The sequence below is a fragment of the Gemmobacter caeni genome (assembly GCF_003054195.1).
Classification (GTDB): Bacteria; Pseudomonadota; Alphaproteobacteria; order Rhodobacterales; family Rhodobacteraceae; genus Gemmobacter; species Gemmobacter caeni.
This window is the reverse complement of the sequence record NZ_QBKP01000001.1, coordinates 254,934-268,266: the sequence shown is the minus strand read 5'-3', so window position 1 is coordinate 268,266 and position 13,333 is coordinate 254,934. Positions and strand designations below refer to the sequence as shown.

The following is a 13,333-nucleotide window of genomic DNA, read 5'->3' as shown; positions in this document are numbered from 1 at the left end:
GTTCACGTTTTCCGGTTGGCGATTCCCCGGTGATGCCTTAAATCTTGGCCGTCTCAGTGAGGTCGGTCATGGCGGAACAGAAGTTCATCGAGGTGCGCGGCGCGCGCGAGCACAATCTGAAGGGCGTGGATCTGGATATCCCGCGCGACCAGCTTGTCGTCATCACTGGCCTGTCGGGGTCCGGCAAGTCCAGTCTCGCCTTCGATACGATCTATGCCGAAGGCCAGCGCCGCTATGTCGAAAGCCTGTCGGCCTATGCGCGGCAGTTCCTCGACATGATGGGCAAGCCGGATGTGGACCATATCTCGGGTCTGTCGCCGGCGATTTCCATTGAACAGAAGACCACCTCCAAAAACCCGCGCTCGACCGTCGGCACGGTGACCGAGATCTATGATTACCTGCGCCTGCTGTTTGCTCGCGTCGGCACCCCCTACAGCCCCGCCACCGGCTTGCCGATCGAGGCGATGCAGGTGCAGGACATGGTGGATGCCGTGCTGGCGATGGAAGAGGGCACGCGCGCTTATCTGCTGGCCCCGATTGTGCGCGACCGCAAGGGCGAATACCGCAAGGAGTTTCTGGAGCTTCGCAAGCAGGGCTTTCAGCGGGTGAAGGTGGACGGGCAGTTCTATGAGCTGGATGAGCCGCCGACGCTGGACAAGAAGTTCCGCCATGACATCGACGTGGTGGTGGATCGCATCGTGGTGCGCCCCGATCTGGCGACGCGGCTGGCTGACAGTTTCCGCACCGCACTGGATCTGGCGGATGGCATCGCCGTGCTGGAAACCGCGACAGACACGCCGGAACGCAAGACATTCTCGGAAAACTTCGCCTGTCCGGTTTCGGGCTTCACCATCCCCGAGATCGAGCCGCGGCTGTTTTCCTTCAACGCGCCCTTCGGGGCCTGCCCGGCCTGTGACGGGCTGGGGGTGGAGCTGTTCTTCGACGAACGGCTGGTCGTGCCTGACCAGAACCTGACGCTGGCGCAGGGGGCGATTGCGCCGTGGTCGAAATCGAAAAGCCCGTATTTCCTGCAAACCATTGAATCGCTGGCGAAGCACTACAACTTCGACCGCAAGAAGAAGTGGAAAGACCTGCCCGAGAAGGTCCGGCAGGTGTTCCTTTACGGCTCGGGCGGCGAGGAGATCGAGTTCCGCTATGACGAGGGTGGCCGCATCTATCAGGTGACGCGCACCTTCGAGGGCGTCATCCCCAATATGGAACGCCGCTACCGCGAGACCGACAGTTCCTGGTCGCGCGAGGAGATGGAGCGCTACCAGAACAACCGCCCCTGCGGCACCTGCCACGGTTACCGGCTGAAACCCGAGGCGCTGGCGGTGAAGATCGGCGGTCTGCATGTCGGCGAGGTTGTGCAAATGTCGATCCGCGAGGCGCATGCCTGGATCGGCACGGTGCCGGAGCACCTGACCAACCAGAAGAACGAAATCGCCCGCGCCATTCTGAAGGAAATCCGGGAACGCCTTGGTTTCCTTGTGAATGTCGGTTTGGATTACCTGACGCTTTCGCGCAATGCGGGCACGTTGTCGGGCGGTGAAAGCCAGCGTATCCGGCTGGCGAGCCAGATCGGCTCGGGTCTGACCGGCGTGCTTTATGTGCTGGACGAACCCTCCATCGGGCTGCACCAGCGCGATAACGACCGGCTTCTGGGCACGCTGAAGGGGCTGCGCGATCAGGGCAATACCGTGCTGGTGGTCGAGCATGACGAGGATGCGATCCGCGAGGCGGATTACGTCTTCGACATCGGACCCGGCGCCGGGGTGCATGGCGGCCGCGTGGTGGCGCATGGCACGCCCCAGGCCATCGCCGCCGATCCCGCCAGCCTGACCGGGCAATATCTGGCCGGCAAACGCGAGATCGCGGTGCCGAAGGACCGGCGCGACGGGAACGGAAAAAAGCTCACCGTTGTAAAGGCTTCGGGCAATAACCTGAAGGATGTGACGGTGGATTTCCCGCTGGGGAAATTCGTCTGTGTGACCGGCGTGTCGGGGGGCGGCAAATCGACCCTGACCATTGAAACCCTGTTCAAGACCGCCGCGACCCGGCTGAACGGCGCGCATGAGACGCCCGCGCCCTGCGAGACGATCAAGGGGTTCGAACATCTGGACAAGGTGATCGACATTGACCAGCGGCCCATTGGCCGGACACCACGATCCAATCCCGCTACCTATACGGGCGCCTTCACTCCGATCCGCGACTGGTTCGCCGGTCTGCCGGAATCCAAGGCGCGCGGTTATCAGCCGGGACGGTTCAGCTTCAACGTGAAGGGCGGGCGCTGCGAGGCTTGTCAGGGCGATGGCGTCATCAAGATCGAGATGCACTTCCTCCCCGATGTCTATGTCACCTGCGAGACCTGCAAGGGTCACCGCTATAACCGTGAGACCTTGGAAATTCGCTTCAAAGGCAAGAGCATCGCCGATGTTCTTGATATGACATGTGAGGATGCGCGCGAATTCTTCAGCGCCGTTCCGGCCATCCGGGACAAGATGGAGGCGCTGTGTCAGGTGGGCCTTGGCTATATCAAGGTCGGGCAGCAGGCCACGACGCTGTCCGGCGGCGAGGCCCAGCGGGTTAAGCTGTCAAAAGAACTGAGCCGCCGGGCGACGGGCCGCACGCTCTACATCCTCGACGAACCCACGACGGGTCTTCATTTCGAGGATGTGCGCAAGCTGCTGGAGGTGCTGCACGAACTGGTGGAGCAGGGCAATACAGTGGTGGTGATCGAACATAACCTCGACGTCATCAAGACTGCCGACTGGCTCATCGACATCGGCCCGGAAGGCGGTGATGGCGGTGGGCGGATCGTGGCGACCGGCACCCCGGAGCAGGTGGCGCAGGTTGCCGAAAGCCATACAGGCCGTTACCTCGGCCCGATGTTGATGCCGAAAAAGGTGGCGGCGGAGTGATCCGCCGCCCATCGGTCAGTTCAGGATTGCATTGACCGCGCCCATCAGCGCCAGAACTTCATGGGTGTTGCGGTCGACGCGGTAGACATAATCACCGGCCCGATAATAGGTGCCGTCCATAAGCCCATACCGCAGCGGATCTTCGATCAGGATGTAGTCGCGGCGGATCACATCACCCTGACGATAGATAACCACCCGTTCGTCGCGCACCACCTCACGATGCACCCGGTCCTTCGCCAGACCGGGCGGCACGCAGGCGGGCGATTTCTTCGCGAGGCCCGGCGGGCAATGCGACTGTGTGTAGATTACACCATGCCGCTCTTTGTGGTGTTTCTTGCCATGGGCCTTGCCATCGGCAAGGGCAGGGCCAGCCATCGCAATTGCGGCGACCAGCGCGACGGAAATCTGTTTCATCAGCATCGGAACCTCCTCTCGCTGTCGGGGAGGAAATTCCCGACCTGCATTCAGGGTTCCACAAGCATTTTTCCGCTTGGCGGCTCTTTGCCGGTTCAGCCGCGTTTCAGCGGGCAGGTATTTACCCCAAGGACCGAATACAGCGGGCAGGTCGACAGAAGCCCGGTCAGCAGCGGCACGATGCCGATAAGCTTGGCCCAGTGCCAGAAACCGCTGCCCTGATCCACGAAGAACCAGACCAGCAGCGCCGCCCCGATGACGATGCGCAGGATGCGGTCGATACCGCCGACATTGGTGGGCATGGGAACCTCCGTTTCGTTCCGTAGCGGGAACATTTCCATATTCATAATATGGAATGAAACGGGGCAAAAGTCACGCGGCGCCTTGACGCGGGCGCCGCGCAATCGCCTCAGGCGCGACCCCGCCTTTCAAAACGCGGCAGCATGGCCGAGAAATCCATCCCGCGCCCGGCCTCGTCTTCGACAAAGCGGCGGTAAAGCTCGGCTGCAAGCTGACCCATAGGGGTATCGGCATCAGCTGAAACCGCTGCCTGCTGGCTGAGGTTCAGGTCTTTCAGCATCAGTTCCGCCGCAAAACCAGGCTTGTAGCCATTGTCGGCAGGCGAGGCGGGGCCAACACCCGGCGCCGGGCAATAGGCGTTCATGGTCCAGCTATAGCCTGACGAGGTGGAAACCACGTCGAACATCTTCTGCCGGTCGAGGCCCAGTTTGTCAGCCAGTGCAAAGGCCTCGCAAGTGGCGATCATGGTCACGCCGAGGATCATGTTGTTGCAGATCTTCGCGGCCTGTCCGGCGCCTGAGGCGCCACAATGCACCGCCTTCTGCCCCATGATGTCAAAGAGCGGCTTCACCGTGGCAAAAGCCGCATCCGCGCCGCCCGCCATGAAGGTCAGCGTGCCATTGGTGGCGCCGCCAACCCCGCCCGATACCGGCGCATCCAGAGCGCCCAGCCCTGCCGCCTGCGCCTGATCCGCCACGGCGCGCGCGCTGTCGACATCCACGGTGGAGCAATCGCACAACACCGCCCCTGCCGTCATCGCAGGGATCACCTCCGCCGCCACGCTGCGCAGGATGGCGCCATTCGGCAGCATGGTGATGACGACTTCGGCGTCTGTCGCCGCCTCGGCCGCCGTTGCGGCCCTGGTCACGCCCTCCGGCATCGGGGCGGTCAGGTCGAAGCCCGTGACCGCATGGCCCGCCTTCACCAGATTGGCCGCCATCGGGCCACCCATGTTGCCAAGGCCGATGAATCCGATCTTCATTCTGTTACTCCGTAAAGGTCAGGGTTTCGGCGCCCAGCGGCGCCAGCAGGGCATCGACCTCGGCCGCCGTCACCTCGGCGCCCGAGCCATGGCGCCAGCGCGGCTTGCGATCCTTGTCGATCACCATGGCGCGAATGCCTTCCAGAAAGTCGGTCATTTCCTGCGCGCGATGGGTGACACGATATTCCATCTCCAGCGCCACAGGCAGGGCCACATCGGCGGGCAGGCGATGTTGCATCGCAAGCGTCGTCGCCACGGCGAGCGGCGCCCCCCGGTGCAGCGCCTTCAGCGTGTCGCGGGCAAAGGCGCAATCCTTGGCAGCAAGGCTCGCCTCGATCACCGCCAGATCGGCGCTGGCAAAATGCCGGTCGATGTCGGCTTGCTGGCCGGGCAGGGTGCCCGGCTCGGGCGCTTTCAGGAAGGGTGGCAGCACGGCAATCTCGCCGGAGCGTTCCAGCGCCGCGATGAGCGCGGGCCAGTCCGCTTCGGGCACGAAATGATCGGCAAAACCGGCATAGATCGCATCCGCCGGTCCCATGCGTGTCCCGGTGGCCCCCAGATAGCAACCGAGCCGCCCCGGCCCGTGCCGCAACAGCGCCGAGCCACCGACATCCGGCACCAACCCGATGGCGCATTCCGGCATGGCGATCTGTGCGCTTTCGCCGGCGATGCGGTGGCTGGCGTGGCAGGCTACACCCACACCGCCGCCCATGCAGAAGCCCTGCACCAGCGTGACCACCGGCTTGGGATAGGCGCCGATCCGGGCGTTCATCCGGTATTCGTCACGCCAGAACTCTTGCCCATATGCGACATTACCCGCCGTGCCTTCGGCATAAAGCTCGGCAATATCCCCCCCGGCACAGAAGGCACGGTCGCCTTCGGCGTCGATCACGACCAAAGCGACTTCCGGGTCATCGGCCCAGGCCACCAGCGCCGCATCCAGCGCCTTGCACATCTCGTAGCTCAGCGCGTTCAGCGCCTTCTGGCGTGTCAGGGTCACGCGGCCCGCACGCCCGACCTTGCGGAGGAAAATATCGCTCATGCCGAAACCAGCGCGCGCGAGATGATCAGACGCATGATCTCGTTGGTGCCTTCCAGAATCTGATGCACCCGCAGGTCGCGCACGATCTTTTCCACCCCGTAATCGGCGAGGTAGCCATAGCCGCCATGCAGTTGCAGGCACTGGTTCGCCACATCGAAAGCCGCATCGGTGACATAAAGCTTGGCCATGGCGCAGAACTTTGTGGCATCCGGCGCGCCGGTATCCAGCTTCCATGCCGCCTGTCGAAGGAAGATGCGCGCCGATTGCAGCTTCACTTCCAGTTCCGCCAGACGGAATTGCAGCGCCTGGAACTGATCGAGCGTCTTTCCGAAGGCCCGCCGCTCTGCCATATAGGCCAGCGTCGCGTCAAAGGCCGCCTGCGCGCCACCCAAGGCGGAAGCAGCGATGTTCAGCCGCCCGCCATCCAGCCCGGCCATGGCATAGGCAAAGCCTTTGCCTTCCTCGCCCAGCAGGTTCGCGGCAGGCACCGCGCAATCATCCATCTGCACCTGACGGGTTGGTTGCGCGCGCCAGCCCATCTTGTCTTCCAGCCCGCCAAAGCTCAGCCCCGCCGCGCCATCTTCGATCACCAGCGCCGAAATCCCCTTTGGCCCCTCGGCGCCACTGCGCGCCATCACGATATAGGCATCGGAATAGCCGCCGCCCGAGATGAAGGCCTTTGTGCCGGTCAGACGCCATCCCTGATCGTCACGCACCGCCTTTGTGCGCAGCGCTGCGGCATCGGACCCTGAGCCGGGCTCGGTCAGACAGTAGGAAAACACCTTTTCCATGCTGCACAGGCCGGGCAGGTAGCGGGCCTTCATCTCGGCACTGCCGAATTTGTCGATCATGCCGCCGCACATGTTGTGGATCGACAGGAAGGCCGAAACCGCCGGGCAGGCCATGGCCAGCGCCTCGAACACCAGCGTCGCATCCAGACGGCCCAGGCCGGTGCCGCCAAACTCCTCGCTGACGTAAAGCCCGCCCAGACCCAGTTCGGCCACCTTGGCCCACAAGTCACGCGGGATGGTGCCCGCCGCCTCCCATTCCCGCGCGAAGGGGGCAATCTGTTCCTGCCCGAACGCCTGTGCCATTTCGAAAATGGCCTGTTGTTCCTCGGACAATGCAAAATCCATCCCGAGCCTCCTCCGCTGGAATTGAACACATGTTTATTTCTGGATTGTTGCGAGAGTTTTGCAAGGGTCGATCTTGCCGGGCCTCACGCGACCCGCCCCCATTTTCTGTCCGAAAATATCCTCGGGGGGTGAATGCGCCGTCAGGCGCAGAGGGGGGCAGACAGCCCCCCTCGCAACGTCGAACTCAGTCCAGCGCCTTGAAGTTCAGCGCCGCGCCTTCCTTGATCCCCGAGAACCAGCGCGCCGTCACCGTCTTGGTCTTGGTGTAGAAGCGGAAGGCATCCGGGCCATACTGGTTCAGGTCGCCGAAGGCGGATTTCTTCCAGCCGCCGAAGGTGTAGTAGGACAGCGGCACCGGGATCGGGAAGTTGATGCCGACCATGCCGACATTCACCCGGCTCGCAAAATCGCGCGCGGTGTCGCCATCGGCGGTAAAGATCGCGGTGCCATTGCCGTAATCGTTGTCGATCACCAGTTGCAGAGCATCCTCATAGGTCTTGGCGCGCACGGTGGACAGGACCGGGCCGAAGATCTCCTGCTTGTAGATGTCCATGTCGCGGGTCACGTTATCGAACAGGGTCGGTCCGACGTAGAAGCCGTTCTCGTAGCCCTGGATTTTCAGGCCACGACCATCGACCACGATCTTCGCGCCCTGATCCACGCCTGAACCGATCAGGCCAAGGATGCGCTCTTGCGCCTGTTTCGTGATGACCGGCCCGAAATCCACGTCATTGCCGGCGGTATAGGGGCCGACTTTCAGCTTTTCGATGCGCGGCACCAGCTTTTCGATCAGCCGGTCGGCGGTTTCATCACCCACCGGCACTGCGACCGAGATCGCCATGCAGCGTTCGCCCGCCGCGCCGAAGCCCGCGCCGACCAGCGCATCCGCCGCCTTGTCCAGATCGGCGTCGGGCATGATGAGCATATGGTTCTTGGCGCCGCCGAAGCACTGGGCGCGCTTGCCGTTGGTGGCGGCGCGGCCATAGATATATTGCGCGATCGGGGTCGATCCGACAAAGCCGATGGCCTGCACCGTCGGGTTGTCGATCAGCCCGTCCACGGCTTCCTTGTCACCGTTCACCACCTGAAGCACGCCGTCAGGGATACCAGCCTCTTTCGCCAGTTCTGCCAGGCGCAGCGAGGTGGAGGGCACGCGCTCCGACGGCTTCAGGATCACCGCATTGCCGCAGGACAGGGCGGGGCCCATCTTCCACAGCGGGATCATGGCGGGGAAGTTGAAGGGGGTGATGGCGGCCACCACGCCCAGCGGCTGCCGCATCGAATAAAGGTCGATGCCCGGACCGGCGCTGTCGGTATATTCGCCTTTCAGCAGGGCGGGGGTGCCCATGCAGACCTCGATCACTTCAAGCCCGCGCTGCACATCGCCCTTGGCGTCGGGGATAGTCTTGCCATGTTCGCGGGCGACCAGCTCAGCCAGTTCATCCATGTGCTGATTGATGAGGTCGCCGAATTTCATCATCACCCGCGCGCGGCGCTGCGGGTTGGTGGCGGCCCATGCGGGCTGCACCTTTTCTGCCTCGGCGATGGCATGGGCCAGCTCATCGGCGCTGGCCAGCGCGACGCGCGCCTGCAATTCGCCGGTGGCGGGGTTGAAGACATCGGCAAAGCGGCCCGACTTGCCCGCCACCATCTTGCCGTTGATCCAGTGTCCGATCTCTTGCATTGGAATCCTCCCGATCTGCTGGCGCTACAATAGGCTTGCAAATTTCACGGCAAAAGCGGCAAGTTTCCAAATCAGTTTTGCAATTCTGCAAAGGCGGGCGATGGACTGGGACGATCTGAAACTGTTTCTGGCGGTGGCGCGCAGTGAAAGCCTGTCGGGCGCCGGGCGGGCGTTGCGGCTGGACCCGGCGACGGTCGGCCGCCGTGTGGCGCGGCTGGAAGAGGCGCTTGGTGCGCGGCTGTTCGTGAAAAGCCCGCAAGGCTATGCCCTGACGGATGAGGGCGCGCGCATCCTCGCCCATGCCGAACGCGCCGAACAGGCGGTGACCGGCGTGACCGAGGAGTTGCGCGGGACGCAAGGTCTGACCGGACAGATCCGGATCGGCGCGCCGGATGGCTGCGCCAATTATCTGCTGCCGCAGGTTCTGGCCGCGATCTGCGACGCCAATCCGGGGCTGGAGGTGCAGATCGTCGCCCTGCCGCGCGTCTTCAACCTGTCGAAACGTGAGGCAGACATGGCTATCGCGGTGTCGCGGCCTGAAACCGGGCGACTGACGGTGCAGAAGCTGACCGATTATCGCCTGAGCCTTGCCGCCTCGCGCGATTACCTTGCGAAGCATCCACCGATCACCGGCCCCGATTCGCTACACGGCCACAGGATCGTTGGCTATATCCCCGACATGATCTTCGACAAGGAACTGGATTACCTCAGCCAGCTTGGTCTCGATGCGGTGCCGCTGGCGTCCAATTCGGTTTCGGTGCAACTCAACTGGCTGCGGCACGGCGCCGGAATCGGTGTGGTGCATGACTTTGCCCGCCCCGCGGCGCCGGAACTGGAACGCATCCTGCCGGATATGCGTTTGACCCGAGCGTTCTGGCTGATCCGTCACGCCGACGATCAGCGTGTAGAGCGACTCAACCGCTTTGCCGATCTCCTTGGAGACGGCATTCGTAAAGAAGTATTACGCCTGGAAGCTGTCTCTTGACATAAAATTGCGCAGGCGCAAGGCTTTGTACATGAGCCAAGGAGGTTGCCATGCATGTCGCGCAGATTCTCAAGACCAAGTCGGATGATGGGGTTGTCACCGTCGCCCCCGGCACCAGCGTCGCCGAGGTTGCGCATGTTCTTTCGATGCGTCGCATCGGGGCGGTGATCGTGTCTTCCGACGGCAAGCACCCGGCTGGCATCGTTTCGGAACGCGATATCGTGCGCGAACTGGGCAAGCGCGGGCCGACCTGTCTGGCCGAGGCGGTGGATGGGCTGATGACCACGAAGCTCGTCACCTGTTCGCGGGATGAAACGACTCATGACGTGTTGCAGAAGATGAGTGCGGGCCGCTTCCGCCACATGCCGGTGATGGAAGGGGACGAAATGATCGGCCTCATCTCCATCGGTGACGTGGTGCAATCGCGGCTGATGGAACTGGCCGCCGAGAAGGACGCGCTGGAAGGGATGATCAAGGGCTTCTGAGCCTCTTGCCGCATCGCGGCAAATTCGCACTTGCAAAGCGCCGCGCAATATTGTTGCGTGGCGCCAGCAAATGAGGGGGGAGCCCATGCGCATCGGCCTGTATCCCGGCACGTTCGACCCGATCACGCTCGGCCATGTCGATATCATCCAGCGCGCCATGCAACTGGTGGACCGGCTGGTCATCGGCGTGGCCATCAACCGTGACAAGGGGCCGCTGTTCTCGCTTGAGGAACGGGTCGCCATGGTCGAGGCGGAATGCGCCGGAATCGCCAAAGCCTGTGGCGGCGAGATCGTGGTGCATCCGTTCGAGAATCTGCTGATCGACTGCGCCCGCGATGTCGGCGCGCAGGTCATCGTGCGCGGCCTGCGTGCCGTTGCCGATTTCGAATACGAATTTCAGATGGTCGGGATGAACCGGGCGCTGGATAACAGCATCGAGACGGTTTTCCTGATGGCCGATGCCCGGCGTCAGGCCATTGCCTCAAAGCTGGTGAAGGAAATCGCCCGGCTTGGCGGGGACGTGTCTAAATTCGTCACGCCCGATGTTCAGGCGGCCTTGCGCCGCAAATACGGCTGAGGGGCAGGGGCTTTTCAGCCCCGGCCGTAAACAGCCTGATGCGCGATGCGATGCGCGTCGCCGGGAAACAGCCCCAGATCCAGTGCCACATCCTGCGGCAGCCGCGCGATCTCGTTGCGGGTTTCGATATAGCGCGCGCGTTTTTCCGCGGCAGATTTCAGGCGGGCGATGAGGTTCGTCATATCTTTTCCTTCCACATCTCGTGGCGTCAACGTGTCAGGCCGGATGCCTGTCACACTGCCTAGATGCGCTCGAAAGGTAGCGCTAACAAGGTGAGCCCGGGCAATGCCGCAATGCAGCATCCGCATGGCTGGAGGAAAAGACAAAGGGCGCCCGAAAGCGCCCCAGATCTCTTGCAGGAAATTTGCAAGGATTTTCAGAAAAATCCCTGGCGGGGCTCAGATCAGCTTGCCCATGGCCACGGCGGTGTCCGCCATGCGGTTCGAGAAACCCCATTCATTGTCATACCAGCTGAGGATTGACACGAAGCGGCCGTCCATCACCTTGGTCTGGTCCATGTGGAAGATGCTGGAATGCGGGTCATGGTTGAAGTCGGACGAGACATTCTTGAACAGCGTGTAGCCCAGAATGCCCTTCAGCGGGCCATCGGCAGCCGCCTTGATCGCGGCATTCACCTCTTCCACCGTCGTGTCGCGCTTCGCGAGGAATTTCAGATCCACGACCGAGACATTGGGCGTCGGCACCCGGATTGCGAATCCGTCGAGCTTTCCCTTCAGATCGGGCAGCACCAGACCCACCGCCTTGGCCGCGCCAGTGGAGGTGGGGATCATCGACAGGGCGGCGGCGCGGGCGCGATACAGATCCTTGTGCATCGTATCCAGCGTCGGCTGGTCGCCGGTATAGCTGTGGATCGTGGTCATCATGCCTTTTTCGATGCCGATGGCATCGTTCAGCACCTTGGCGACGGGGCTGAGGCAGTTGGTGGTGCAGGAGGCGTTTGAGACGATCAGGTCATCCGCCGTCAGAGTGTCGTGGTTCACCCCGTAGACGATGGTTTTGTCGGCACCCTCGCCGGGGGCCGAGATCAGCACGCGTTTCGAGCCATTTTCCAGGTGCGCGAGGCATTTTTCCTTGCTGGTGAAGATGCCGGTGCATTCCATCACCACATCGACATCCGACCACGGCAGGTCCGCCGGGTTCCGCAGGGCTGTCACCCGCATCGGGCCACGGCCGACGTCAATCCAGTCGTCTCCGGTGGTGACCTCGACCGGGAAGCGGCCATGGACGGAATCGAAGCGCAGAAGGTGTGCGTTGGTTTCCACCGGACCCAGATCGTTGATCGCCACGACCTCGATATCGGTGCGGCCCGATTCGATGATAGCGCGCAGAACGTTGCGCCCGATACGTCCGAATCCGTTGATAGCAACTTTGACGGTCATGGCTGCCTCCTTGTCCATGCACGGCCCGGCCGACGAATCGGCCAGCTCTGGTAGCGCTAACATGGCGAAAACAGCTCAAAGATCAACCGAAAACTCCGCGACCCAGGGGCCGCGTCACTTCCAGAAGCGCAGGTAATCCATCAGGCTCAGCAACTTGCGGGCCAGAAAAATAAGACTGGCCCCGCCGTTCAGGAAAACGTCGAGGCCGACAAGACCCACAATCAGCAGGCCAAGAACAAGAGCGATGCGGTCGGTCACGACCCCTCCGTTACTGGAGGAGCCGCCCCATCGCACCGGCCACATCGGCCATCCGGCAGGAGAAGCCCCATTCATTGTCATACCATGCCAGAACGCGGACGGTCCGGCCGCCGACGACCTTGGTCTGGTCAGGGGCGAAGATAGACGAATGGCTGGTGTGATTGAAGTCGATCGAGACCTTGGGCTCCGGATCATAGGCCAGAACCGCACCCATATGGCCGGCAGCGGCTTCGCGCACGATCTCGTTCACATCGGCGACGGTCACATCCTTGCCTGCAACGAAGGTCAGGTCGACCGCCGAGACGTTCGGCGTCGGCACACGGATGGCAGAACCGTCCAGCTTGCCCTTCAGTTCCGGCAGCACCTCGCCGATGGCCTTGGCGGCGCCGGTGGAGGTAGGGATCATCGCCATGGCGGCGGCGCGGGCGCGATACAGATCCTTGTGGCGGCGGTCCAGCGTCGGCTGGTCGCCGGTGTAGGAATGGATCGTGGTCATGATGCCGCTTTCGATCCCGATGGCATCGTTCAGCACCTTGGCCAGCGGCGCGAGGCAGTTGGTGGTGCAGGAACCGTTGGAGACGACCAGGTGTTCCGACAGCAGCGAACGATGGTTCACGCCGTAGACGATGGTCTTGTCGGCATTCTTGGCGGGGGCCGACACCAGTACGCGCTTGGCGCCACGACCAAGGTGGACGGCGGCCTTGTCGCGGTCATTGAACTTGCCGGTGCATTCCAGCACGACGTCGATGCCTTCCCAGTCCAGCTCGTCAGGGTTGTAGGTCGACATCACCCGGATCGGGCCGCGGCCCAGATCCAGCGTATCGCCCTCGACCGACACCTTGCCGGGGAAGCGGCCATGCACGCTGTCATATTTCAGCAGGTGGGCATTGGTTTCGATTGGGCCGGTGGCGTTGATCGCCACGACCTGCACATCGTTGCGGGCAGATTCCGCGATATGCGCCAGGGTGCAGCGCCCGATGCGGCCAAAGCCATTGATGCCGATGGTGATGGTCATGTCTCGCGTCTCCGTGGTTCCAGCCCCGCAACTGCGGCAGGCTATAAACTGATGCGGGGGAGTCAGGGAAGCTGAAAAACGACACATTTTCAAAATGTTAGCGCAAACTTCCGGTGTTTTCGCTAACAAATATT

Annotated in this window: 14 protein-coding genes; 4 read left to right on the top strand and 10 right to left on the bottom strand. The window is 62.6% G+C overall.

The features are described 5' to 3' along the window. Nucleotides 1-68: 68 nt before the first annotated feature. Nucleotides 69-2,921 carry an excinuclease ABC subunit UvrA gene (gene uvrA, locus C8N34_RS01235; RefSeq protein ID WP_108127009.1) on the top strand — a complete coding sequence of 951 codons (2,853 nt, stop codon included), beginning with the start codon at nucleotides 69-71 and terminating at the stop codon, nucleotides 2,919-2,921. 15 nt (nucleotides 2,922-2,936) lie between these two features. Here uvrA and C8N34_RS01230 read toward each other — a convergent pair whose 3' ends face one another. The 6 genes from C8N34_RS01230 to C8N34_RS01205 form a co-directional block, all read right to left on the bottom strand. Next, the gene (locus tag C8N34_RS01230) at nucleotides 2,937-3,341 is read right to left on the bottom strand and encodes a hypothetical protein (RefSeq protein WP_242013744.1); all 405 of its coding nucleotides are present in this window, start codon (nucleotides 3,339-3,341) and stop codon (nucleotides 2,937-2,939) included. 89 nt (nucleotides 3,342-3,430) lie between these two features. Next, nucleotides 3,431-3,637 carry a YgaP family membrane protein gene (locus tag C8N34_RS01225; RefSeq protein ID WP_108127007.1) on the bottom strand — a complete coding sequence of 69 codons (207 nt, stop codon included), beginning with the start codon at nucleotides 3,635-3,637 and terminating at the stop codon, nucleotides 3,431-3,433. Between the two features lie 107 nt (nucleotides 3,638-3,744). Beyond that, on the bottom strand, nucleotides 3,745-4,617 hold the full coding sequence (mmsB, locus tag C8N34_RS01220) for a 3-hydroxyisobutyrate dehydrogenase (protein WP_108127005.1): 873 nt from the start codon (nucleotides 4,615-4,617) through the stop codon (nucleotides 3,745-3,747). 4 nt (nucleotides 4,618-4,621) lie between these two features. Further along, nucleotides 4,622-5,659 carry an enoyl-CoA hydratase/isomerase family protein gene (locus C8N34_RS01215; RefSeq protein WP_054303380.1) on the bottom strand — a complete coding sequence of 346 codons (1,038 nt, stop codon included), beginning with the start codon at nucleotides 5,657-5,659 and terminating at the stop codon, nucleotides 4,622-4,624. After that, nucleotides 5,656-6,795: an acyl-CoA dehydrogenase family protein gene (locus C8N34_RS01210; RefSeq protein ID WP_108127003.1), complete on the bottom strand. Its 1,140-nt coding sequence runs from the start codon at nucleotides 6,793-6,795 to the stop codon at nucleotides 5,656-5,658. The genes C8N34_RS01215 and C8N34_RS01210 overlap by 4 nt, the downstream gene beginning before the upstream one ends. 184 nt (nucleotides 6,796-6,979) lie before the next feature. Next, nucleotides 6,980-8,479, bottom strand: coding sequence for a CoA-acylating methylmalonate-semialdehyde dehydrogenase (locus tag C8N34_RS01205; RefSeq protein WP_108127001.1), 1,500 nt, complete (start codon nucleotides 8,477-8,479; stop codon nucleotides 6,980-6,982). Nucleotides 8,480-8,579: 100 nt separating this feature from the next. Between C8N34_RS01205 and C8N34_RS01200 the strand changes: the two genes are divergently transcribed. From C8N34_RS01200 to coaD, 3 genes are all read left to right on the top strand, one after another. Beyond that, nucleotides 8,580-9,464 carry a LysR family transcriptional regulator gene (locus C8N34_RS01200; protein ID WP_054303383.1) on the top strand — a complete coding sequence of 295 codons (885 nt, stop codon included), beginning with the start codon at nucleotides 8,580-8,582 and terminating at the stop codon, nucleotides 9,462-9,464. Nucleotides 9,465-9,514: 50 nt separating this feature from the next. Beyond that, nucleotides 9,515-9,949 carry a CBS domain-containing protein gene (locus C8N34_RS01195; protein ID WP_108126999.1) on the top strand — a complete coding sequence of 145 codons (435 nt, stop codon included), beginning with the start codon at nucleotides 9,515-9,517 and terminating at the stop codon, nucleotides 9,947-9,949. An 85-nt stretch (nucleotides 9,950-10,034) separates the two neighbouring features. After that, on the top strand, nucleotides 10,035-10,526 hold the full coding sequence (gene coaD / locus C8N34_RS01190; RefSeq protein ID WP_054303385.1) for a pantetheine-phosphate adenylyltransferase: 492 nt from the start codon (nucleotides 10,035-10,037) through the stop codon (nucleotides 10,524-10,526). 14 nt (nucleotides 10,527-10,540) lie between these two features. Here coaD and C8N34_RS26140 read toward each other — a convergent pair whose 3' ends face one another. The 4 genes from C8N34_RS26140 to gap (C8N34_RS01180) all read right to left on the bottom strand — a co-directional run bounded on the left by C8N34_RS26140 (nucleotide 10,541) and on the right by gap (C8N34_RS01180) (nucleotide 13,199). Beyond that, nucleotides 10,541-10,708 (bottom strand): hypothetical protein, encoded by a 168-nt coding sequence (locus tag C8N34_RS26140; RefSeq protein ID WP_170120519.1) that lies wholly within the window; start codon nucleotides 10,706-10,708, stop codon nucleotides 10,541-10,543. A 216-nt stretch (nucleotides 10,709-10,924) separates the two neighbouring features. Next, on the bottom strand, nucleotides 10,925-11,926 hold the full coding sequence (gap, locus tag C8N34_RS01185) for a type I glyceraldehyde-3-phosphate dehydrogenase (protein ID WP_108127418.1): 1,002 nt from the start codon (nucleotides 11,924-11,926) through the stop codon (nucleotides 10,925-10,927). A gap of 114 nt (nucleotides 11,927-12,040) precedes the next feature. Next, on the bottom strand, nucleotides 12,041-12,184 hold the full coding sequence (locus tag C8N34_RS26135; RefSeq protein ID WP_170120518.1) for a hypothetical protein: 144 nt from the start codon (nucleotides 12,182-12,184) through the stop codon (nucleotides 12,041-12,043). A 10-nt stretch (nucleotides 12,185-12,194) separates the two neighbouring features. Beyond that, nucleotides 12,195-13,199: a type I glyceraldehyde-3-phosphate dehydrogenase gene (gene gap / locus C8N34_RS01180; RefSeq protein ID WP_054303387.1), complete on the bottom strand. Its 1,005-nt coding sequence runs from the start codon at nucleotides 13,197-13,199 to the stop codon at nucleotides 12,195-12,197. Nucleotides 13,200-13,333 lie beyond the last annotated feature (134 nt).